Consider the following 21,480-nt stretch of genomic DNA (forward strand, 5'->3'; position numbering starts at 1 on the left):
CCCGCCATGCAGTTTACCATTCAGCAAATCGCCGACAGCCTTGGTGCCGAGTGCCAGGGCGACACCGGCCTGACGATTGTGCGCGCGGCCGAGCCCGGTGACGCCGGACCCACCGATCTGGCCATGGCGATGTCACCGAAATATGCCGAGGCTCTGGCAGGTGGTGAGGCACGCGCGGCGGTTCTGTGGGAAGGTGCGGATTGGCAGGCCATGGGCCTGCGCGCGGCGATTTTTGTGAAACGTCCGCGCATGGCGATGGCAGGCATAACATCGATGCTGGATCGCGGGCAGGGGGTTGAGCCCGGCATTCACCCCTCGGCCGTGATTGATCCGACGGCAGAGATTGGCGCAGATGTGTCGATTGGGCCTTTGGCGGTTGTCGGGGCCAGGGCGCGGATCGGGGCCGGATCGGTAATTGGCGCCCATTGCACGATTGGTATCGACGCTGTTCTTGGCGAACAGGCGCTGCTGCGCGAAATGGTCAGCATCGGCGCGCGCGCTCAGATCGGGGATCGCTTTATCGCCCAACCGGGCGCGCGGATTGGTGGAGACGGTTTCAGCTTTGTAACTCCCGAAGTATCTGGCGCAGAAAACGCGCGCAAAACCATGGGGGATCAGGGTGAGGCGAAGGCGCAAAGCTGGCTGCGCATTCATTCTCTGGGCGCGGTTGAAATTGGTGACGATGTCGAGGTCGGCTCGAACTGTACCGTAGACAATGGCACAATTCGCAACACCCGGATCGGCGATGGGTCGAAACTGGATAACCTTGTGCATGTGGGCCACAACACCCGTGTGGGGCGTGACTGCCTGCTGTGCGGACAGACCGGCGTGTCCGGCTCGGTCGATATTGGCAACAACGTGGTGTTGGGCGGCCAGACCGGCGTGGTGGACAACATTTTCATCGGCGACGGCGTAATCTCGGGCGGCGGCACCAAAATCCTGTCCAATGTGCCCGCCGGTCGGGTGATCATGGGCTATCCGGGGATCAAGATGGAAACCCATACCGACATCTACAAAGCGCAACGCCGGTTGCCGCGTCTGGCCCGCGACGTTGAGGCACTTAAAAAGGCTGTTTCCAAACAGCCCCCGAGCGATTAAATCATCCTCAGATTGATAATCAGGGGATCGATATGAGCATCAGCGACCGCGTCATCGCAATCATTGCAGAGCAGGCCGTGCTGGAGCCATCGGATGTGACACCCGAAAGCACGCTGGAAGATCTGGGCATCGACAGTCTGGGTCTGGTCGAAAGCATCTTTGCGATCGAGGAAGAGTTCGACATCTCGGTTCCCTTCAACGCCAACGAACCTGAATCGAACGATTTCGACATCTCGAACGTGGCCGCGATCATTGCGGGCATCGAACAGCTTGTGTCGGAAAAGGTCTGACCCGGAACAATGAAACGGGTTGTTATCACCGGCGCGGGCACCATCAACTCGCTGGGTCACTCTGTCCCCGACACGCTGGAGGCCATGCGTGAAGGGCGCTGCGGTATCTCGGAACTGGAGTTTCGCGATGTCGATCGTCTGGCCATCAAGATCGGCGGTCAGGTGCGCGGGTTCGAGGCCGAAGGGCGCTTTAATCGCCAACAGATGTCTCTGTATGACCGGTTCACGCAGTTCACACTGACCGCAGCCAAAGAAGCCATCGAGCAATCGGGGATCGAATTCCACGGGGAATTGGCGGCCCGGTCCGGCGTCGTGCTGGGCACGGCAGGCGGCGGTGTTTCGACCTGGGACGACAATTACCGGTCGGTCTACGAAGACGGAAAAAACCGCGTGCACCCCTTTGTTGTCCCAAAGCTGATGAACAATGCGGCCGCCAGCCATGTGTCAATGGAACATAACCTCAAAGGACCCAGCTTTACCGTTTCAACAGCCTGCGCATCGTCGAACCATGCGATGGCGCAAGCGTTCCAGATGGTCCGCAGCGGTGCTGCGCCTGCGATGGTCACCGGCGGGTCGGAATCGATGCTGTGTTTTGGCGGCGTGAAAGCCTGGGAAGGCTTGCGCGTCATGTCCAAAGACGCCTGCCGCCCGTTCAGCGCTAACCGTAACGGGATGGTTCAGGGCGAAGGTGCCGGCATTTTTGTCTTCGAGGAATACGAACATGCCCGCGCGCGGGGTGCAGAAATCCTGTCCGAGGTCGTCGGGTTCGCCATGTCCTCGGATGCGGCCGATATTGTCATGCCCAGCAAGCAGGGCGCATCACGCGCCATGGCCGGGGCTTTGGCTGACGCAAAGCTGAACGCCAGCGATGTCAGCTATATCAACGCGCATGGCACCGGAACGGCAGCAAATGACAAAACGGAATGCGCCGCAGTTGCAGACGTGTTCGGGCCGCATGCGGATGACCTGATGATCTCGTCCACCAAGTCCATGCACGGGCACCTGATCGGCGGCACTGGTGCTGTCGAATTGCTGGCCTGCATCATGGCTCTGCGGGATGGCGTTATTGCGCCGACCATCGGGTACGAGGAACCCGATCCGGAATGCGCGCTGGATGTGGTACCGAACGAGGCGCGCGAGGCCAAGGTGGATGTTGCCCTCAGCAACGCCTTTGCCTTTGGCGGCCTGAATGCTGTTCTGGCTTTGAAGAAGGTCTGAAGACGATCCAAAAGTCGCCGCAGCGTTTCCACCGCGGCGACGAAAGCATCGCTTAGTTTACGTTGACGCTCAGGCTGTCAAAGCCTGAGGTGAAGCCAGACAGCGACATGTCCATGGTCAGAACCTGATCCGGGAAGCGTGCGGGCACCAGCGAGAAGGTCGCCTTGCTGCCCGCCTTCATGGCATCAATGTCACCCTGGCTCAGACCCAGTTGGGCGACGCAGCCGACCGGCACACAGTGGTGATAGTTATACAGCTTGCGCGGCGCGCCATCGATGGACAGCGCCAGTTGCGCCTGCAGCAGGGTTTCCAGCGGGACGATCACATTCGCCCAGGCCACGGCGGCCCCACCTTCGGGTAGTTTGCCAATGGACACCTCGGCAATCGGATCGCCTTGCTGGCCGTTGAGAACCTGAACGATGGCGCATGGGTCTTCGCCTTCCTGCGCCTTGATGCAGGACACCTCCCAATCGCCGGAAGTTTCTTTGACGAACTGTTCACCCGCACGCGGACCGGTCTCGCCCAGGTCCAGCCCGTTATCGGCCTCGGGTTCCGAGGTTTCCTGTGCACTGACAGCGCCGCAAACAAGGACAGCAGCGAGCGTATTGATCGAAAGGAGTGACTTGATCATGAATGCCTCGATATTTGGTGATTGAGTTTTTTTCTTCCTCTAGCACCGTTCACGGCTGGTGTCAGGCACTAAGCGATGCGTCGGTTCGAAAATGAACAATTTCTTGCCACTCAGGTAGGGTTTCCACCCCTTAAAAACAAGAAAAAGGGAGCTGGTGGAGCAGCTCCCTTCTATAAATGTTTCTCCCCGTCGGACTGGCCGACTTAGTTATGTGGCAGACGTTACGAGAGGGGAACGCAGTGGTCAACTGCTAACCTGAACTTTTAATATACTCGTCAGTTCAGTTTAATCCGCGTGAACGGGCAAAAAAGCCGTGCCCGAAGGCACGGCCAGTCAACAGGGAGGAAGTGCGCCTTTGCGGCTGGCACCACAAAGCGCGCAAAATGACTATCGCAGTCAAAGGTTAACTTTGTATGCTGGGTCCGGATCGGTGAGACATAAGGCAGTGAAAACATGGGCGAAGATATCTTTCTGGGCGGTGGCGGTCAGGACTATGGCCAGCCGCAGGGGCTGACGCTGAAATACGCGAACCGGCATGGGTTGATTGCCGGGGCCACCGGGACCGGCAAGACGGTGACTCTGCAAATTCTGGCCGAAGGATTTTCCAAGGCAGGCGTTCCGGTATTCCTGTCGGACGTCAAAGGTGACCTGTCCGGGCTGGCATTGCCGGGAACCGAGACACACAAACTGCATCAGGCTTTCATGGATCGCGCCACGCGGATCGGATTCACCGATTTTGCCTACGCCGCTTGCCCGGTGACCTTCTGGGACTTGTTTGGTGAGCAGGGGCATCCGGTTCGTACGACAGTGACTGAGATGGGGCCATTGCTATTGTCCCGCCTGATGGAGTTGAGCGAAGCGCAGGAGGGGATACTGAACATCGCCTTCCGTGTGGCAGATGAAGAAGGCATGCCGCTGCTGGACCTTAAGGACCTGCAAGCGCTGTTGGTCTGGATTGGTGAGAACCGGGCGCAGCTTTCATTGCGTTACGGCAATGTCTCGACCTCTTCAATCGGTGCGATCCAGCGCCGGTTGCTGGTGTTGGAGAACCAGGGCGGCACCCGACTATTTGGGGAACCGGCGCTGGACCTTGCCGACCTCATGCGTACGGATGAGGCCGGGCAGGGTGTTGTGAACATCCTCGCCTCGGACAAACTGATGGGATCGCCGCGCCTTTATGCAACTTTCCTGCTATGGCTGCTGAGCGAGTTGTTCGAAGAACTGCCCGAGGTTGGTGACCCCGAGAAACCCAAGCTGGTCTTCTTCTTCGATGAGGCCCATTTGCTGTTCGAAGACGCGCCGAAGGTTCTGATCGACAAGGTGGAACAGGTGGCGCGCTTGATCCGCTCCAAGGGTGTGGGGGTCTATTTCATCACGCAGAATCCGGCCGATATACCCGAAGATATTCTGGGACAGTTGGGCAATCGCGTGCAGCACGCCCTGCGGGCCTTTACCGCGCGCGACCGGAAGAACCTGCGCCTTGCCGCAGAAACCTATCGCGAGAATCCGGCTTTTGACACCGAAGAGGCAATACGTGAGGTCGGCGTGGGTGAAGCCGTCACATCAATGCTGCAAAAGAAGGGTGTGCCGGGCATTGTCGAACGTACACTGATCCGCCCGCCGGGTTCCCAGCTGGGGCCGATTTCCGACGCTGAACGCCGGACGGTTATGACCGCGTCACCAATGGCTGCGAAATACGACACACCCGTCGATCGAAAATCGGCCTTTGAGATCCTTCAGGCCCGCGCCGAGGCCGCCGCCAAGGAAGCCGAAGCCGCCGAGGCCGAAGAGGTCGTGGAAATGCAGACGGCGATGGAGCGCGAATTCGCCTCGGCCCGCAGATATTCGGGCAGTCGGGTGGGGCGGTCTTCCTCGCGCGTGACACGCAAGAAAGACACGTTTGCCACCGCGATGAGCGAGGCCGTGATCAAGGAACTGAAAGGCACCACCGGTCGCCGCATCGTGCGCGGCATCCTGGGTGGTTTGTTCCGAAACCGCTAGCTTAACCTTTCAGGCGGCGCTGGCCTTCCTGACGGCAATAGGCATCCGCCTGACGCACCGACATCTTGGTCGCCGGGAAATCAATGGCCCGGTCCCAGGTCACGCGGTCATGGCGATAGAGCTGACAGGTCACCACACCCTCGGGCGTGTTGACCTTGACCGGTGTGGTTTCCAGATCTTCGGGCGAAGGGACGCAGGCCGCAACTGCCGCAACAAGCGGCAACAGGATGACAACTTTGCTGAGTGGTTTTTTCATGGTTCTAAGATCTACTCTTTAGACTGGGTAACTGGCCTTATAAGACCGGCGAGAGGGTGTGTGAGTGAGCGTCGACAGAAATGAAGACGTATCCAATGCCGGGAATGGTGGGTTGGTTTAGTCAAAAAATCTTTAAGAATCAAGAAGCCGCGCCGGTATTCGCCGACACGGCTTTGTGATTTGAGAAGATTTCAGCCTATTTCTCGGGGATCAGCCCCCTTGGACTGAATCTGAGAACAATCAAAAGCACCAGCCCCATGGTAAACAGGCGCATATGCGCGGCGCTTTCGATCAGGTGCGCTTTCAGGGCGCTGCCGTCCGGCAGGCCGGATGTAATCAGGTTCATGATCCACAGGCCCATCGGTTCGACCTGAACCCACAGGAACCAGATCAGGAACGCGCCCAGAACCGCGCCAAAGTTGTTGCCCGAGCCGCCAACGATCACCATGACCCAGACAAGGAAGGTAAAGCGCAAAGGCTGATAGGCGCTGGGGGTCAACTGCCCGTCCAGCGTGGTCATCATCGCGCCTGCAATCCCGCAAATGGCCGAGCCCAGTACAAACACCTGCAAATGACGGCGGGTGACATCCTTGCCCATCGCCTCGGCGGCCACTTCGTTGTCGCGGATCGCGCGCATCATGCGGCCCCAAGGGCTGTGCAGCGCCTTTTGCGCCATCCACAGCAGCACCAGCAGCACGATCAGGAACAGAAGTGAATAACCCAGCTTGACCGACAGGGTCGAAGCGGTCACCGGGTCAAGCCCCAGCCATTCCGCCCGCGCGATAAAACCGGGATCCTGTTGCAGGTCGATCTCATACCCGACCACGGGGGCGGGGCGGGGAAGGCCGTAGACGTTCTTGACGCCGCGGGCCAGCCAATCTTCGTTCTTGAGGACCGCAATGATGATCTCGGCGATACCAAGCGTGGCAATGGCCAGATAGTCGGACCGCAGGCCCAAAGCCGTTTTGCCAATCAGCCAGGCCGCGCCCGCCGCCAGCAGCCCGCCCGCAGGCCAGGCCAGAAGAACCGGCAGGTTCAGCCCACCTAGATTTCCCGCAATCGCCGGATCGATGGCCTCGACCCCCGCAACGCTGGGGTCAAACACCGCGCGATAGATGAAAAAACCAGCCACAAGGATGCCGAGGATGGACAGGTTGCGCACATTGCCCTTGGGCAGTTTCTGCGCCGCCATCACGGCCGCAACAACGGTCGCCGCACCCAATAGCAAAGCAAGCACAATACCATACCCGCCAGAGGACCACGCCCCGGGCGTCGGCGGCGTAGATACCAACACAACAGCCAGACCGCCCAGCGCGACAAAGCCCATGACGCCAACGTTGAACAGGCCCGCAAAGCCCCATTGCAGATTCACCCCAATCGACATGATGGCCGAGATCAGCCCCATGTTCAGGATCAGAATCGCCGCGTTCCAGCTTTGCGTGAATCCGGTCATCAGGATCAGCCCGCCGACCACGGCAAACAGAAGCGTGTTTTTGGTTGCTTCGCTCATACCGCTTTCCCTTTGAACAGGCCCGTGGGCTTAAACAGCAAGACGATCAGCAGGATCACAAAGCTGACGGCGAATTTGTAATCGGTGGACAGGAACTGCACCAAACCCGACGGCGCCAGAGTCTCTGGTGCGAGATAGGTCAGGACCTTTTTCCAGGCATAAGTGATCGTCACCTCGGAAAACGCGATGATGAACCCGCCGGCGATTGCGCCCAGCGGGTTGCCCAGCCCGCCGACAATGGCCGAGGCAAAGATCGGCAGAAGAAGCTGAAAATAAACGAAGGGCTTGAAGCTCTTGTCCAGCCCGTAAAGCACCCCGGCGGTGGTCGCCAGCGCCGCCACGATGATCCAGGTGATCATTACAACGCGTTCAGGGTTGATGCCGGACAGAAGGGCTAGATCTTCGTTATCCGAATAGGCCCGCATCGACTTGCCCGTGCGCGTCTTGTTCAGAAACCAGAACAACAGCGCCACCGCAACGACCGCCACGACAACGGTAATCGCTTGGGATGTGCGGATCGCCAGACCCTCACTCAGCCCGGTCATCGCCTTGAAATCCCGTGCGGAAATCAGGAACCGCGCGCCGTCGGAAAACCTCTGATCGTCGGGTCCGATTACAAAGCGCACCAACCCGTTCATGATGAACATCACGCCCATCGACACGATCACAAGGATCACCGGCTTGGCCTTTTGCTCGCGATAGAACCGATAGACCAGCCGATCCGTGATCAGAACCAGAACGATACAGCCAAGGATCGCAAAGGGCAGCGCCAGCAGGGCGGTCGGCAGAGGCCCAAAGCTGACACCGGCAGCCTGCAGGCCCCAGGTTACCAGCACGGCGATCATCGCGCCAAAGGCCATCGTATCGCCATGGGCGAAGTTGGAAAACCGCAGGATGCCGTAGATCAGAGTGACGCCCAGCGCCCCCAGCGCAAGTTGGCTCCCATAGGCAATCGCAGGAACGATCACAAAATTCGCAAGCGCAACAAGCGCGTTCAGTAAATCCATCAGTTCTTCTCACTGTCCGAGTGCAGCCTTATGGCATGCCCTGCCTGCCGGGCACAATATTTTGCGCCCGTTTTTGGGTCGTAAATTACAGTTCCAGTGAGAAAATTGTACGATCCGTCAGCTTATCGGATCATCACAAGCACCATGGTCCTGGGTGGCGTGCGGACCCTTGATTGTCAGGTCATAGCTCAGGTTGTCGAAATCAACCACAAAGGTGATCACGTCCCGCTCCATCAGGTGTAGAAATGTCAACGACCCGATGCCCGACAGGATGGTCGCTTCGCCCCGGATGGCGTCGGTTACGATATAGCCCTTGTTGGTGCCACCCGAACTGGCGAGGGTCACCGAGCTGCCGTCTTTGTCCGACACGCAATTGACGACAAAATCCGCGCCGTCCAGTGGGCCTGCATTCTGGGCCGAGGCCAGCTGGGGGATCATCAGCGAAAGGGTCAAGGCGATCATCTTCTTCATCGGTCACATTTCCAACTTTTGGGCGGTCTACGGGGCGCTGATTTTCACGCCACTTACCGCCTGGTCTTAGGTCTGATGAGATCAGGTTTGGCGTCGAATCCAAACACGGATCACATCAATAGACCTAAGCCAGAAAGTCGGCTGGGAAACGGTGTTACATCCGTTCTCACCGTCAGTTGAGTCGCGGTGAATATTCCGTGTAATGACGCATTATATCACATTGATATTTAACGGTTAAGTTTACTCAACCGTGCCAAGATCAAACTTGCCCTTCCGTGCACGTCCCTTTGTCATTTGCCGAGTGTTCCCCATTGATCGACAAATCATAAGTCATATCGGAAAAGTTCACGACATAGGTCAGAACCTGCGTTTCCTGCATCGACAGGAAAGTGACACTGCCCACACCTTTCAACACCTGGGCGTCAAAGGCCACAGTGTCGCCAGCGATGTCGATGGTCGAAATCGTGCCCGCACTGCCTTCCGACGCGCTGTTGAGGACGAATTCAGTTCCGTCCAGATTTGAAACGCATGAAAAAACATGCTCCTCTGCTGCGGCTCCCGACGCCACCAATGCGAACAGCGTCGCCATCATCCATTTTGTCATTTTTGTTGTTCCCTGTCGTTCTTCATTGATGTTGTGCGCACGCCAATCCGAGCAGCGCGATGTCAGGCGCAGGTGGAACTGGACCATCTGCACGCACGCGATAGGAGAAGATTCTGACCGGAATGTATCCTTAAACGGGCAATCTTTGGATTGAATGGCAGCTAAATCGAACCGATGTGATGCTGATTAGATGTGTAATAACATAAGCTTACAATGCATCTTTGAAAGACGATCTGTTACGCCGAGCATCTTCGCCGCAAAACCGCCTTATTTTGGCGCGGAATCACTCAATCCTCCGCGCCCCAGGATACCGGCGTCAGCCGCCCAGGAAACTCTTGCGCACTTCCGGGTCTGCCAGCAGTTCCTTTCCGGTGCCGGAATAGGCATTGCGGCCCTGTACCAGCACATATCCCTTGTCCGCAATCTCCAGCGCCTGACGGGCGTTCTGTTCCACCATCAGGATCGGCAACCCGGTGCGCGATACCTCGATAATCCGGTCGAACAACTCATCCATCACGATGGGCGAGACACCGGCGGTCGGTTCATCCAGCATCAGCACTTTCGGTTGCGTCATCAGCGCGCGGCCCACGGCAACTTGCTGGCGTTGACCGCCGGACAGCTCGCCGGCGGCCTGGTTGCGTTTGTCGCGCAGGATCGGGAACAGGTCATAGACCTGCTCCATCGTTTGGCTGATATCATCCCGACGAATGAAAGCCCCCATCTCAAGGTTCTCTTCCACCGTCATCGAGGTAAAAATATTCTGGGTTTGCGGCACAAAGCCCATCCCCTTGTTCACCCGGTCTTGCGGGGACAATGACGTGATATCTTCTCCGTCCAGCCGAACAGAACCGGCGCGCACGTCCAGCATCCCAAACACGGCCTTCATCGCGGTGGATTTACCGGCCCCGTTCGGGCCAACGATCACCGCAATCTCGCCCTTGTCCACGGCGATGGTACAATCATGCAGAATATCCGGCCCCTTGCCATAACCGCCGGTCATGGTGTCCCCGATCAGAAACGGCTCAGCCATTCACAGGATCCTTCTTCATCTGGCCAAAAATATCTCGGGGGTCATGGGGGCAGAGCCCCCAATAAAACAATTCAAGCGCGCCGCAGGCGCACATCTGGATCACTCCATTCACGCGCCTGCCTCCAGTTTGTCTTTGTTCTTCAACCCGGTTCCCAGATACGCCTCGATCACATGCTCATTGGCCTTGATCTCGTCCAAGGTCCCCTCGGCCAGTACCTTGCCTTCGGCCATACAGATGACCGGATCGCAAATCTTGCCGATGAAATCCATGTCATGCTCGATGACCACAAAGGTATAGCCGCGTTCCTTGTTCAGGCGCAGAATTGTGTCGGCAATGGTCATCAGCAGGGTGCGGTTCACGCCCGCGCCGACCTCGTCCAGAAACACGATCTTGGCGTCGACCATCATGGTGCGTCCAAGCTCCAGCAGTTTCTTCTGCCCACCCGACACCTGACCGGCCTTGTGAGCGGCCAGATGTTCGATGGTCAGGAACTCTAACACCTCATCCGCCTTGGCCTTCAGCGCGCGCTCTTCATCCGCGATCCGCTTGCGCCCGAACCACGTGTTCCACAGCGATTCCCCAGCCTGCGCGCCCGGCACCATCATCAGATTCTCGCGACAGGTCATCGAGGAGAACTCATGCGCGATCTGGAACGTGCGCAGCAAACCCTTGTGGAACAGATCATGCGGGGGCAGGCCGGTAATGTCTTCGCCATCCATGAACACGCGGCCAGACGTCGGTGGCAGAACACCCGCAATCACGTTAAACAGCGTGGTTTTTCCAGCACCGTTCGGGCCGATCAGCCCGGTGATCGAACCCTTCTGGATTTCCAGCGATGCCCCATCCACCGCGTGAAATCCGCCGAAATGCTTGTGCACGTCCTCGACGACGATCATCTTTTCCCCTAGCCGCCGTTTTCGGCGTTCTTATCCCATCCTCGAACCCGAGGTGCGGCCTTTTTTCATTGAAACAGCCCGGACACAAGGCCCGGGCTGCTTTGTTTTATGACGCTTAGCGCAGGATCAACGGAAGTTGACGGTCTTGTTCTCGCCGTCGGTCACTTCGATCTCACGATACGAGCCCGCGCTTTCGCCGGGGCCGATCAGTTCAACACCCGAAGCGCCGACATAATCGATGTCCTGACCCGCGGCGATAAGTTCCAGACCCTTGACCAGCTCACCCGGATAGATCTTCTCACCCGGCGCGTTCGCGACGTCCATCACCTTGGCACCGTAATCCGCCGGGTTGGTGGATCCTGCGGCCTGCATTGCCAGCATGAACAGCGCGGCGGCGTCATAGGATTCAGGCGAATACGGCGACGAGCCGTCAAAGCCCGCGGCTTCCGCCATGGCAAAGTACTTCTCGGCGCCTTCACCACCCGAACCGGCGATCTGCCCGAACGAGCCGTTCAGGTCGGGACCGACATTTGCAGGCAGCGAGTCACCGATCATGCCGCCAGGCAGACCGAACGTGTCAAACGCGCCGCTGTCCAGCGCCGACTGGATGATGCCCAGACCACCCTGATCCAGATAGCCAGCAACAACCAGAATGTCGCCACCGGCCGAAGCCAGCGCGCCCACTTCGGCCGAGTAATCGGCTTTGCCGTCTTCATGCGCGGCCACGATGGTCACTTCACCCCCCGACGCCTCGAACGAGGACTGGATCGCATCCGCCAGGCCCTTGCCGTAGTCGTTGTTGGTGTAGGTCAGCGCGATCGAGCTGATGCCTCGGTCATTCAGAATGTCCGCCATCACCTGACCTTCACGCGCATCCGACGGTGCGGTGCGGAAGAACAGGCCGTTGTCTTCCATGGTCGACAGGCCGGGCGACGTGGCCGAAGGCGAGATCATGACCATGCCGTTCGGAATCGCCACGTTCTGCAGGATCGCGCCGGTCACGCCCGAGCAGTCACCGCCGATGATACCGGCAACGCCATCCGCGATCATGCGCTCACCGTTCGAGGTGGCCAGACCGTTGTCGATACAGCCGGTATCGGCGCGGGTGCCAACAACTGTCTTGCCGTCCAGCAGTTTGCCCGACTCGCTGACCTCGGCAATCGCCATTTCTGCGCCCGAACCCATGGCCGGTGCCAGAGATTCGATGGGGCCGGTGAAACCGAACAGAATGCCCAGCTTCACATCCTCGGCCATGGCGGTGCCCGCCAGCAGAGCGGTTGCTGCAGTTGCTGTAAGCAGCTTTTTCATAAGGTTACTCCCTGATGTCGTAGTCTAACTGGGCACGACCCTAGGCAAGCTGTCGGGAAAAGAAAAGTCTTATAGAGGTCCTGCTTTTTGACAAAGCGCACCTATCTGTTTGACGTATCGGCTTGCCCTGACGACTGAACCCCAACTGATGGAGGTCACATATGATCCGGCTTTTCGCGTTTTTCGTTCTGATCTGGTCCGGCGGCGTGGCTTATGCCCAGACATTGCAGACAGCCGACGGCCCGGTTCGGGCCACAAAGATGCTGGGCGGGCTGGATACGCCTTGGGCGCTGGGTCTTCTGCCCGACGGCAGCTATCTGGTGACCGAGCGGGACGGCGCGCTGATCCATGTGTCTGACGGCGAGGCCCGGAATGTGTCGGGCGTGCCAAAAGTCGCTGCCTCGGGGCAGGGCGGTTTGCTGGATATCACCATTCCCCGCGACTTCAACCGCAGCCGTGAGATTTTTCTGACCTTCTCCAAACCGCAATCCGGCGGCGCGGGCACCGCAGTGGCCGTTGCGCGCCTTTCCGAGCGTGGGGACAAGCTGACCAATGTAAGGGTCGTGTTCGAGGCCAAACCGGGCGGCTCTGGCGGTCGCCATTTCGGCTCGCGCGTGGTCGAGGCGCAGGACGGGACCCTGTTCATTACCATCGGAGATCGGGGCGACCGGCCTTCGGCGCAGGACACCAGCACCCATATGGGGTCGGTCATTCGGATCAACCGTGATGGTTCGGTTCCTGCGGACAATCCGTTTGTCGGGCAATCCGGTGTGCGACCAGAAATCTGGTCCTATGGCCACAGAAACCCGCAAGGGGCCGGTCTGGATGCGCGCGGAACATTGTGGGTGTCCGAACACGGCGCGCGCGGCGGAGATGAGGTCAATCTGGTGCAACCCGGTAAGAATTACGGCTGGCCCGTGATCTCGTACGGTACCCATTATTCCGGTCAGAAAATCGGAGAGGGGACGTCAAAACCGGGTTTGGAGCAACCGGCGCTGTATTGGGACCCCTCAATCGCGCCCTCGGGCCTGCTGGTTTATTCCGGTGACATGTTCCCGCAACGGAAAGGCGACATTTTCGTAGGTTCGCTCAAGTTCGACTACATCGCACGCCTGTCCGGCTCACCCTTGCGCGAGGTTGAACAGATCAAAGGTCCGGAAACCGAACGCGTACGCGACATCATTCAAGGGCCGGACGGATCGATCTGGTTCATCTCTGTGGGGCAGGGCGCTGTTTACAGGCTCACACCCGGCTAATCAGATCGACAGCCGCCCGCTCTGCGAGCCGCGCTCGCGATAAGGCGTCGTATTGTAATGCGCCCGGTAGCATTTCGAGAAATGACTGGGTGAGGCAAAGCCGCAGGCCAAGGCCACGTTGATAACACTCATATCGGTCTGCATCAGCAGGTTACGCGCTTTGTGAAGGCGCAACTCCATGTAATACCGCTTGGGAGACCGGCTCAGATACCGGCGGAACAGGCGTTCCAGCTGGCGGGTCGACATGCCGACATCTTTGGCAAGGATCGAGGGCGAAATCGGCTCTTCGGTGTTTTTCTCCATCATCAGGATGACCTGGCTCAGCTTTGGGTGCCGCACCCCGATCCGGGTCGGGGTGGACAGGCGCTGGGTGTCCTGATCGGTGCGGATCGAGGAATAGATCATCTGATCCGCCACCGCGTTGGCCAGTTCCTCGCCGTAATCATCCGCAATAAGCTTCAGCATCAGATCGATCGAGGATGTACCGCCCGCCGTTGTCATGCGGTTGCCGTCCACGATGAACACGGATTTGGTCAATTCGACCGCGTCGAATTCCTCTGAAAAGCTGTCGGCGTTTTCCCAGTGGATTGTCGCCCGCTTGTCATCCAGCAATCCGGCCTTGGCCAGCGTATAGGCGGCGGTGCAAAGACCGCCAATCTTCAGACCCTTGCGCGCCTCGCGCCGCAACCAGTTCAGAACCTTCTTGGTGGTCGAAGCTTGAACGTCCACCCCGCCGCACACCAGGATCACATCGTCGCGATGCAGCTCTTCAAGGTCCGAATCGAGCTTGAATGTTGTTCCGGCGGAACACGACACCAGTTCGCCGCCTTCGCCGACCAACGACCAGCTATAGATCTCGCGCCCGGCCATGCGGTTGGCAATGCGCAGGCTGTCCAGCGCAGACGCGAACGACAAAAGCGAGAACTTGTCCAGCAAAATGAATACGAAATTGACAGGCTTATCCGACCCGCCGTCCACTGTGACAACTTGGCGTTGCTCTTGCATGGCTGTTGTTTCCCCGAATCCACGACGGCTGAACCCCCGTCGCGTGTGATTTGCCAGACACCATGCTCAAAGCTTGTTTCCGGCGTCAAGAGGCGCAAATGGGATATGGTCACTCTGCAATGCATTTTGTATAGAGGCGACCTGAACACTTCAGCGGAGATCAAAGCTATGACCGAATGGCAAAAATCGAACTGGCGCAACAAGCCCCGGGTTCAGATGCCAGACTATACCGACGCGGCCGCGCTGGCCAAAGTCGAGGCTCAGCTTTCGCAGTATCCCCCGCTGGTCTTTGCGGGCGAAGCGCGGCGTCTCAAGCAACATCTGGGTGCCGCCGGTCGCGGCGAGGCCTTCCTGCTGCAGGGCGGGGATTGTGCTGAAAGCTTTGAACAATTCAGCGCGGATGCGATCCGTGACACGTTCAAGGTGATGCTGCAGATGGCGATGGTTCTGACCTATGGTGCCAAGGTTCCAGTGGTCAAGGTGGGCCGCATGGCGGGCCAGTTTGCCAAACCGCGCAGCGCGCCGACCGAGGTTGTGGATGGCGTGGAACTGCCCAGCTACCGCGGCGACATCATCAATGAACTGGCGTTCACCCCTGAGGCGCGGATTCCGAATCCGGCCAAGATGCTTCAGGCCTACACGCAGGCGGCGGCGACGCTGAACCTGTTGCGCGCCTTCTCGACCGGCGGTTTCGCGGATATGAGCCGCGTTCACTCGTGGACCCTTGGGTTCACGGACGAGCAGGACGTGCAGAAATACTCCGAGATTGCCGACCGCATTCAGGACACCATCGACTTCATGGATGCCGCTGGGATCACGGCGGATACCACGCATGAATTCTCGACCGTTGAATTCTACACAAGCCACGAAGGTCTGCTGCTGGAATATGAAGAGGCGCTGACGCGTCTGGATTCCACCTCGGGCAACTGGCTGGCTGGCTCGGGTCACATGATCTGGATCGGCGACCGCACCCGTCAGCCTGACGGTGCGCATGTGGAATTCTGCCGGGGCGTTCAGAACCCGATCGGTTTGAAATGTGGCCCGACAACAACTGCCGAAGACCTCAAGGTTCTGATGGCCAAGCTGAACCCCGAAAACGAAGAGGGTCGCCTGACCCTGATCGCACGCTTCGGGGCTGGTAAGGCAGGCGAGCATCTGCCGCGTCTGGTCAAGGCCGTGAAGGAAGAAGGGGCCAAGGTCACTTGGGTCTGCGACCCGATGCATGGCAACACGATCAAGTCGGCCACAGGCTATAAGACACGTCCGTTCGATTCCGTCCTGCGCGAGGTGCGCGACTTCTTCGGTGTGCATCAGGCCGAAGGCACCATTCCCGGCGGCGTGCATTTCGAGATGACAGGTCTGGATGTGACCGAATGCACCGGCGGCGTGCGGGCCGTGACGGAAGAAGACCTGTCCGACCGCTACCATACCGCCTGTGATCCGCGCCTGAATGCGTCGCAGTCGCTGGAACTGGCCTTCCTGGTGGCAGAAGAACTGACCAACCTGCGCCGGAACGGCTCGAAACGCGCCGCAGGCTGAACACGGCAGATATGAATGCGAAACGGCGGGCCAAAGGCTCGCCGTTTTTCGTTAATCGTCGCGGGACACAACCAGACGCAAATGACTTGCCGCCGGTTTGAACCCGGCCTGATCTTCGGCAAAGCCTGCGGATTCTCTGGCCGCATGTGCCGCCGGGCTCTGCAACTCGGAGACCGGCTTGATGCGCTGATCCGAGATCGTGAACCGGCGCGGGGTAGGGCCGATGGTGCCATCGCAAAGCATGACGCCCATGATCCGGCTGACATCGCCCAGATCGCTTTTCAACGGCAACAGGATCAAACGGGCCTGCAGGCGGGTGCGACCGAACCCTCCGCCGGACACAAGCCCCATCTCGGCCGTTGCGGGGGCCGAAAACACCTGTTCCAGCGTGTATTTGACCTTGGGCCGGGCATCGGCCTCGAAAAACGCGGTGAACGGCATGCCGCGCACTTCCATACCGGCAAGCTGGTTCAGATGCGTACCCGCCAGCCGAAACCGGGCCAGACCGGGTGCAATACGTTCCAGAATGAACGTGTATTGCAGAACGTTTTCCAATCCACGCGGGTCGATCTGCGACCGCATGGGCACACCGTCTTCCGAAAGCAACGCGGTCCAATACGCCTCGGCCTGACGGATCGGCGAAAGAGAGCGTCCACTGTCAAAGCGATCCATTGCGACGATCTTTCCAAATTCTGAGCCGGAGCCAGTCCCGAAAAAGGTTTTCATTACCATCACCCTACCGTCAATTGATCGCCATTTTCCTAAAATGCAGTGCATCGGGGGCATTCGCGGCCCGACAGCCTGTGCTACGGCCAAATTGACACGGGTTAATACAATTTTGGAGGAATTCTTTAACGAATGGTTAACTTCTGCGGATGAATTGCGTGTTGAGCAAACTCTTGCTCTGGACCGGCCAATGGCATTAGGTGCGGCAGACAAGAAAAAGACGTGTGGGACAGAAAGGGCAGTCATGATCAGATCCATGACCGGGTTCGCCTCGGGGACGGGGGAGTTTGGCCCGCATAGCTGGAGTTGGGAGCTGCGCAGCGTCAATGGTAAGGGCCTGGACATGCGCATCCGCGTGCCGGACTGGCTGACCGGGCTTGAGGCTGCGTTGCGCGCCACCCTGTCCAAATCGCTGAGCCGGGGCAATGTGACCCTGTCGATGCGCCTCAGCCGTGATGAATCGCAACCCGATCTGGCCTTGAACGCAGCCGCAATGGCTGCGGCGCTGGACGCCTTGCAGCAAACGCAGGAGTTGGCCGAAGCCAAGGGGATCACCTTGGCCCCATCCAAGGCAACCGACTTGCTGGCACTGAAGGGGATGATGGAGGCAGGCACCGAAGCCGATGATCCCGCGCCGCTGGTTGCGCATCTGACATCCGAGTTTGCGTCCCTGTTGGCGGCTTTCATCGACATGCGCCGGACCGAGGGGGAGGCGCTGGCCCAGATCCTGCGGGCTCAACTGGATCAGGTTGAAGCCCTGACAGCGCAGGCTGCCGATCTGGCCGAACAGCGCAAGGACAAGATGGCAGACGCCCTGCGCGACAACCTTGCGCGGGTCTTGGATAATGCACAGGGGGCTGATCCGGATCGTGTGGCGCAGGAACTGGCGCTGATCGCGGTCAAGGCCGACATCACGGAAGAGATTGACCGCCTGACCGCCCATGTTGCCGCCGCGCGCGATCTGCTGGCGCAGGACGGGGCCGTGGGGCGGAAACTGGATTTCCTGATGCAGGAGTTCAATCGCGAGACCAATACCCTATGCTCCAAGGCGCAAAGCGCGGAACTGACGTCGGTCGGGCTGGAACTCAAGGCCGTGATCGATCAGATGCGCGAACAGGTGCAGAATGTTGAATGAAAATAGGAAGAACTGAAATGGCAGATCGCCGCGGGCTACTTATCATCCTGTCTTCGCCATCCGGCGCGGGCAAATCCACTTTGGCCCGTCGGCTAATGGCCTGGGACACCGGCCTGGAATTCTCGATCTCGGCCACAACCCGCGCCCCGCGTCCGGGCGAAGAACACGGGCGCGAGTATTATTTTCAGACCGAGGATGAGTTCAAACAGCAGGTCGCCAATGGCCAGATGCTGGAACACGCGCATGTGTTCGGTAATTTCTATGGCTCCCCCGCTGGCCCGGTGCGCGAGTCGATCGATGCAGGCAAGGACGTGCTGTTCGACGTGGATTGGCAGGGCGAGGTTCAGATCCGTAATTCGGACCTTGGAAAACACGCGTTGTCGATCTTCATCCTGCCGCCCTCGATTCCCGAACTGCGCCGCCGTCTGGAAGGCCGGGGTCAGGACAGCGAGGACGTGATCGCAAAGCGGATGCTGAAAAGCTGGGATGAGATCAGCCATTGGGGCTATTACGACTATGTTCTGGTCAATGATGATCTGGACGCGACCGAGGAAAAACTGAAAACTATCGTCAGTGCCGAACGGATGCGCCGCATTCAGCAGCCGAAGCTTCAAGACCACGTCCGCACATTGCAAAACGAATTCGAGGCCCTGTCATGACCATTTACGCCCTGGGTGATCGCGTGCCCGAAATCCATGAAGACACCTGGGTCGCGCCGGATGCCAATCTGATCGGCAAGGTCGTTCTGGAAGAAGGTGCCTCGGTCTGGTTCGGCTGCACGATCCGCGCCGATCATGAAGAGATTCGGGTGGGCGCAGGCAGCAATGTTCAGGAAAATTGTGTCATGCATATCGATGCGGGTTATCCGCTGACCATCGGGGCGAATTGCACCATTGGTCACAAGGTTATGCTGCATGGCTGCACCATCGGTGAAAACACTCTGATCGGTATGGGCGCGATTGTTCTGAACGGGGCAAAGATCGGGAAGAATTGTCTGATCGGGGCAGGGGCCCTGATTACCGAGAACAAGGAAATCCCGGACAATTCGCTGGTCATGGGATCACCGGGCAAGGTTGTGCGCCAGTTGGATGATGCCTCGGCCCAGCGGATCACGTTCAGCGCGCTGCATTATCAGCAGAACATGCGCAAATTTCGCGAAACCATGAGGCCTGTGTCCTGACAGATCGGGACAAGTACGGAATCAGCCGATGTCAGAAGACCTGCTTACGGAAATAGTGTCGGCCATTCCGATGCCCGCGCTGATGGTAGATCAGACCGAGCGCATCATCGCCGCAAATACCGATGCCCGCACGCTGCTGGGGCAAAATATGCAAGGTCGGCATTTCGCGACCATCTTGCGCCAACCGCAGGTGATTGACGCGATGGAGCAGAGCCTGCGCAGCAAAGGGCCCAGCAAAACCCGGCATCTGTCCAATGACGGCGCGCAGGATACGACGTTCGAAGTTCAGTGCCGCTATATGAACGGTGTCGGTGCCGTCTCGGGCGGGGCGGTTCTGGCCATCTTTCAGGACATTACCCATCTGGAACAGGCCAGCCAGATGCGCCGTGACTTCGTCGCAAATGTCAGCCACGAATTGCGCACGCCCCTTACGGCGCTGATGGGCTTTATTGAAACCCTGCGCGGCCCCGCGCGCGAGGACGCAGCGGCGCGGGATCGGTTTCTTCAGATCATGACGGATGAGGCGAACCGGATGAACAGGCTTGTTGGCGATCTGCTGTCGCTCAACCGTGTGGAAAGTGAAGAGAGGGTGCGCCCCAAGGAACAGCTGGAACTGACGGGGCTTTTGCAGTCGACGCTGAACTCGCTGAAACCCTTGGCCGAGGATGCCAGTGTCGTCCTGAATTTGAACGCGCCGCAGGACCCGGTGTCATTGATCGGTGACAGCGACCAGTTGCGGCAAGTGTTCACGAACCTGATCGAGAACGCCATCAAATATGGCGGCAGCGGCGGCAGTGTCGAAGTGCGCATTGTCCCGTCCGAGCGTGACACAGCCATGCGCGGCCCGGCGGTCCGGGTTCAGATCGTGGACAAAGGCCCGGGCATCGACGCGGTGCACCTGCCACGCCTGACCGAGCGATTCTATCGCGCCGACAGCCACCGCTCGCGTCAATTGGGTGGAACCGGGTTGGGGTTGGCGATTGTAAAGCACATCGTCAATCGCCACAGGGGGCGGTTACGCGTGGAAAGCGATCTGGGCAAGGGATCGGTCTTTACTGTTATTTTACCACGGTAATGACTGGGTCCGCGGTTGAACCCGCCGGTATGTAAACGGCGCATGGCAGCTTTGCGTCACGTCACTCAGTTTTCATAACGACTGTCATAAAGCTGTTACATACCTGTCACAAAAGGCTTACGCACCTCACTTAAACGTGCCCGCAAGATCATCATGGGGGTGATCAAGTTCTACTTTTCAGGGAGACTGAAATGTCCTTTGTAAAACTGTCGGCATCTGCGCTGGCAATCGCTGCCGTCTCGGCAACCACTGCTGCAGCTCGTGACAACGTACAGGTTGCCGGTTCGTCGACCGTTCTGCCTTATGCCTCGATCGTTGCTGAACTGTTTGGTGAAAACACCGATTTCCCGACACCCGTTGTCGAATCGGGCGGTTCTTCGGCGGGCCTGAAGCGTTTCTGTGAGGGCGTTGGCGAAAACACCATCGACGTTGCAAACGCATCGCGCGCCATCCGCGAAAAAGAAATCAAAGCCTGTGCCGAAAACGGCGTGACCGACATCATGGAAGTCCGCATCGGCTATGACGGCATCGTTTTCGCAAGCCAGCAGTCTGGCCCTGCCTTCACCGCGTTTGAGCCTGCAGACATCTTCAATGCCCTAGGCGCGAAGGTTCTGAAAGACGGTGAGATCGTCGACAACCCCTACAACGCCTGGGCCGAGTTCAACGGCGACCTGCCTGACGTTGAAATCGCCGGTTTCATTCCGGGCACCAAGCACGGCACCCGTGAAGTGTTCGAAGAAAAAGTTCTGCTGATCGGCTGTGAAGCAACCGGTGCAATGGAAGCCATGGTTGCAGGCGGCATGAGCGAAGATGATGCCGAAGATGCATGTCTGGACGTGCGCACCGATGGCAAGTCGGTCGACATCGACGGCGACTACACCGAAACCCTGGCCCGTATCGACACCAACCCGAACGGCATCGGCGTCTTTGGTCTGGCGTTCTACGAGAACAACACCGACAAGCTGAAAGTTGCGACCATGTCCGGTATCGCACCGTCGACCGAGACCATCTCGACCGGTGAATACCCTGTGTCGCGTCCGCTGTTCTTCTACGTGAAGAAAGCCCATATCGGCGTGATCCCCGGCCTGAAAGAATACGCTCAGTTCTTCACCGCTGACGAAATTGCTGGCCCGTCGAGCCCGCTGGCCAACTATGGTCTGGTTGCTGACCCTGAGCTGTCCAAAACTCAGGAAGCGATTGCCAACGAAGTCACCATGGGTTCGGGCAGCTAAGCCCCCTTCGA

At 58.7% G+C, this 21,480-nt stretch carries 22 protein-coding genes; 11 read left to right on the forward strand and 11 right to left on the reverse strand.

Features of this window, described 5'->3' with window-relative positions:
* Positions 1-6: 6 nt before the first annotated feature.
* From lpxD to ACR0E6_RS04200, 3 genes are read left to right on the forward strand one after another with little or no spacing between them, the layout of a single operon-like run.
* Positions 7-1,098: a UDP-3-O-(3-hydroxymyristoyl)glucosamine N-acyltransferase gene (lpxD, locus tag ACR0E6_RS04190; RefSeq protein WP_170450631.1), complete on the forward strand. Its 1,092-nt coding sequence runs from the start codon at positions 7-9 to the stop codon at positions 1,096-1,098.
* 32 nt (positions 1,099-1,130) lie between these two features.
* Positions 1,131-1,388: an acyl carrier protein gene (locus ACR0E6_RS04195; RefSeq protein ID WP_170450632.1), complete on the forward strand. Its 258-nt coding sequence runs from the start codon at positions 1,131-1,133 to the stop codon at positions 1,386-1,388.
* Between the two features lie 9 nt (positions 1,389-1,397).
* Positions 1,398-2,606 (forward strand): beta-ketoacyl-[acyl-carrier-protein] synthase family protein, encoded by a 1,209-nt coding sequence (locus tag ACR0E6_RS04200; protein ID WP_170450633.1) that lies wholly within the window; start codon positions 1,398-1,400, stop codon positions 2,604-2,606.
* A gap of 52 nt (positions 2,607-2,658) precedes the next feature.
* Here the strand turns inward: ACR0E6_RS04200 and ACR0E6_RS04205 are convergent, their stop codons facing one another.
* Positions 2,659-3,237: an invasion associated locus B family protein gene (locus tag ACR0E6_RS04205; RefSeq protein ID WP_170450634.1), complete on the reverse strand. Its 579-nt coding sequence runs from the start codon at positions 3,235-3,237 to the stop codon at positions 2,659-2,661.
* Positions 3,238-3,690: 453 nt separating this feature from the next.
* Here ACR0E6_RS04205 and ACR0E6_RS04210 point away from each other — a divergent pair, with 453 nt between their 5' ends.
* Complete coding sequence (locus ACR0E6_RS04210; protein WP_480581127.1) at positions 3,691-5,238, forward strand: helicase HerA-like domain-containing protein; 1,548 nt, start codon at positions 3,691-3,693, stop codon at positions 5,236-5,238.
* Between the two features lies 1 nt (position 5,239).
* Here ACR0E6_RS04210 and ACR0E6_RS04215 read toward each other — a convergent pair whose 3' ends face one another.
* From ACR0E6_RS04215 to ACR0E6_RS04250, 8 genes are all read right to left on the reverse strand, one after another.
* Positions 5,240-5,494 (reverse strand): hypothetical protein, encoded by a 255-nt coding sequence (locus ACR0E6_RS04215; protein WP_170450636.1) that lies wholly within the window; start codon positions 5,492-5,494, stop codon positions 5,240-5,242.
* A gap of 196 nt (positions 5,495-5,690) precedes the next feature.
* Positions 5,691-7,004: a branched-chain amino acid ABC transporter permease gene (locus tag ACR0E6_RS04220; protein ID WP_170450638.1), complete on the reverse strand. Its 1,314-nt coding sequence runs from the start codon at positions 7,002-7,004 to the stop codon at positions 5,691-5,693.
* Positions 7,001-8,011 carry a branched-chain amino acid ABC transporter permease gene (locus ACR0E6_RS04225; RefSeq protein ID WP_480581132.1) on the reverse strand — a complete coding sequence of 337 codons (1,011 nt, stop codon included), beginning with the start codon at positions 8,009-8,011 and terminating at the stop codon, positions 7,001-7,003. Before ACR0E6_RS04225 ends, ACR0E6_RS04220 begins: the two co-directional genes overlap by 4 nt.
* Positions 8,012-8,128: 117 nt before the next feature.
* Positions 8,129-8,482 (reverse strand): hypothetical protein, encoded by a 354-nt coding sequence (locus tag ACR0E6_RS04230; RefSeq protein WP_480581135.1) that lies wholly within the window; start codon positions 8,480-8,482, stop codon positions 8,129-8,131.
* 259 nt (positions 8,483-8,741) lie between these two features.
* Complete coding sequence (locus ACR0E6_RS04235; protein ID WP_480581137.1) at positions 8,742-9,173, reverse strand: hypothetical protein; 432 nt, start codon at positions 9,171-9,173, stop codon at positions 8,742-8,744.
* A gap of 229 nt (positions 9,174-9,402) precedes the next feature.
* On the reverse strand, positions 9,403-10,116 hold the full coding sequence (locus tag ACR0E6_RS04240) for an ABC transporter ATP-binding protein (RefSeq protein ID WP_170518649.1): 714 nt from the start codon (positions 10,114-10,116) through the stop codon (positions 9,403-9,405).
* A gap of 108 nt (positions 10,117-10,224) precedes the next feature.
* Positions 10,225-11,013, reverse strand: coding sequence for an ABC transporter ATP-binding protein (locus tag ACR0E6_RS04245; protein WP_480581139.1), 789 nt, complete (start codon positions 11,011-11,013; stop codon positions 10,225-10,227).
* Between the two features lie 126 nt (positions 11,014-11,139).
* Positions 11,140-12,321, reverse strand: a complete 1,182-nt coding sequence (locus ACR0E6_RS04250; protein ID WP_170450650.1) for an ABC transporter substrate-binding protein — start codon at positions 12,319-12,321, stop codon at positions 11,140-11,142.
* Positions 12,322-12,482: 161 nt separating this feature from the next.
* Between ACR0E6_RS04250 and ACR0E6_RS04255 the strand changes: the two genes are divergently transcribed.
* On the forward strand, positions 12,483-13,577 hold the full coding sequence (locus ACR0E6_RS04255) for a PQQ-dependent sugar dehydrogenase (RefSeq protein ID WP_480581142.1): 1,095 nt from the start codon (positions 12,483-12,485) through the stop codon (positions 13,575-13,577).
* On the opposite strand, the gene ACR0E6_RS04260 is transcribed toward ACR0E6_RS04255, so the two are convergent.
* On the reverse strand, positions 13,578-14,582 hold the full coding sequence (locus tag ACR0E6_RS04260; protein WP_170518641.1) for a GlxA family transcriptional regulator: 1,005 nt from the start codon (positions 14,580-14,582) through the stop codon (positions 13,578-13,580).
* A gap of 168 nt (positions 14,583-14,750) precedes the next feature.
* Here ACR0E6_RS04260 and ACR0E6_RS04265 point away from each other — a divergent pair, with 168 nt between their 5' ends.
* Complete coding sequence (locus ACR0E6_RS04265; protein ID WP_170450655.1) at positions 14,751-16,121, forward strand: class II 3-deoxy-7-phosphoheptulonate synthase; 1,371 nt, start codon at positions 14,751-14,753, stop codon at positions 16,119-16,121.
* Between the two features lie 51 nt (positions 16,122-16,172).
* Here ACR0E6_RS04265 and ACR0E6_RS04270 read toward each other — a convergent pair whose 3' ends face one another.
* Entirely contained in the window at positions 16,173-16,793 is a 621-nt protein-coding gene (locus ACR0E6_RS04270) for a PAS domain-containing protein (protein WP_480581145.1), read from the reverse strand.
* Positions 16,794-17,091: 298 nt separating this feature from the next.
* Between ACR0E6_RS04270 and ACR0E6_RS04275 the strand changes: the two genes are divergently transcribed.
* The 5 genes from ACR0E6_RS04275 (at position 17,092) to ACR0E6_RS04295 (ending at position 21,469) form a co-directional block, all read left to right on the forward strand.
* Positions 17,092-17,982, forward strand: coding sequence for a YicC/YloC family endoribonuclease (locus ACR0E6_RS04275; RefSeq protein ID WP_480581148.1), 891 nt, complete (start codon positions 17,092-17,094; stop codon positions 17,980-17,982).
* A 17-nt stretch (positions 17,983-17,999) separates the two neighbouring features.
* Complete coding sequence (gmk, locus tag ACR0E6_RS04280) at positions 18,000-18,641, forward strand: guanylate kinase (protein WP_170450661.1); 642 nt, start codon at positions 18,000-18,002, stop codon at positions 18,639-18,641.
* On the forward strand, positions 18,638-19,162 hold the full coding sequence (locus ACR0E6_RS04285; RefSeq protein WP_480581150.1) for a gamma carbonic anhydrase family protein: 525 nt from the start codon (positions 18,638-18,640) through the stop codon (positions 19,160-19,162). Before gmk ends, ACR0E6_RS04285 begins: the two co-directional genes overlap by 4 nt.
* A gap of 28 nt (positions 19,163-19,190) precedes the next feature.
* Complete coding sequence (locus ACR0E6_RS04290) at positions 19,191-20,237, forward strand: ATP-binding protein (protein WP_170450665.1); 1,047 nt, start codon at positions 19,191-19,193, stop codon at positions 20,235-20,237.
* A 191-nt stretch (positions 20,238-20,428) separates the two neighbouring features.
* A complete protein-coding gene (locus tag ACR0E6_RS04295) occupies positions 20,429-21,469 on the forward strand; it encodes a substrate-binding domain-containing protein (RefSeq protein ID WP_480581153.1) in 1,041 nt (346 codons plus the stop codon).
* The last annotated feature ends 11 nt before the right edge of the window (positions 21,470-21,480 follow it).

The organism is Ruegeria sp. AP12, assembly GCF_056540025.1.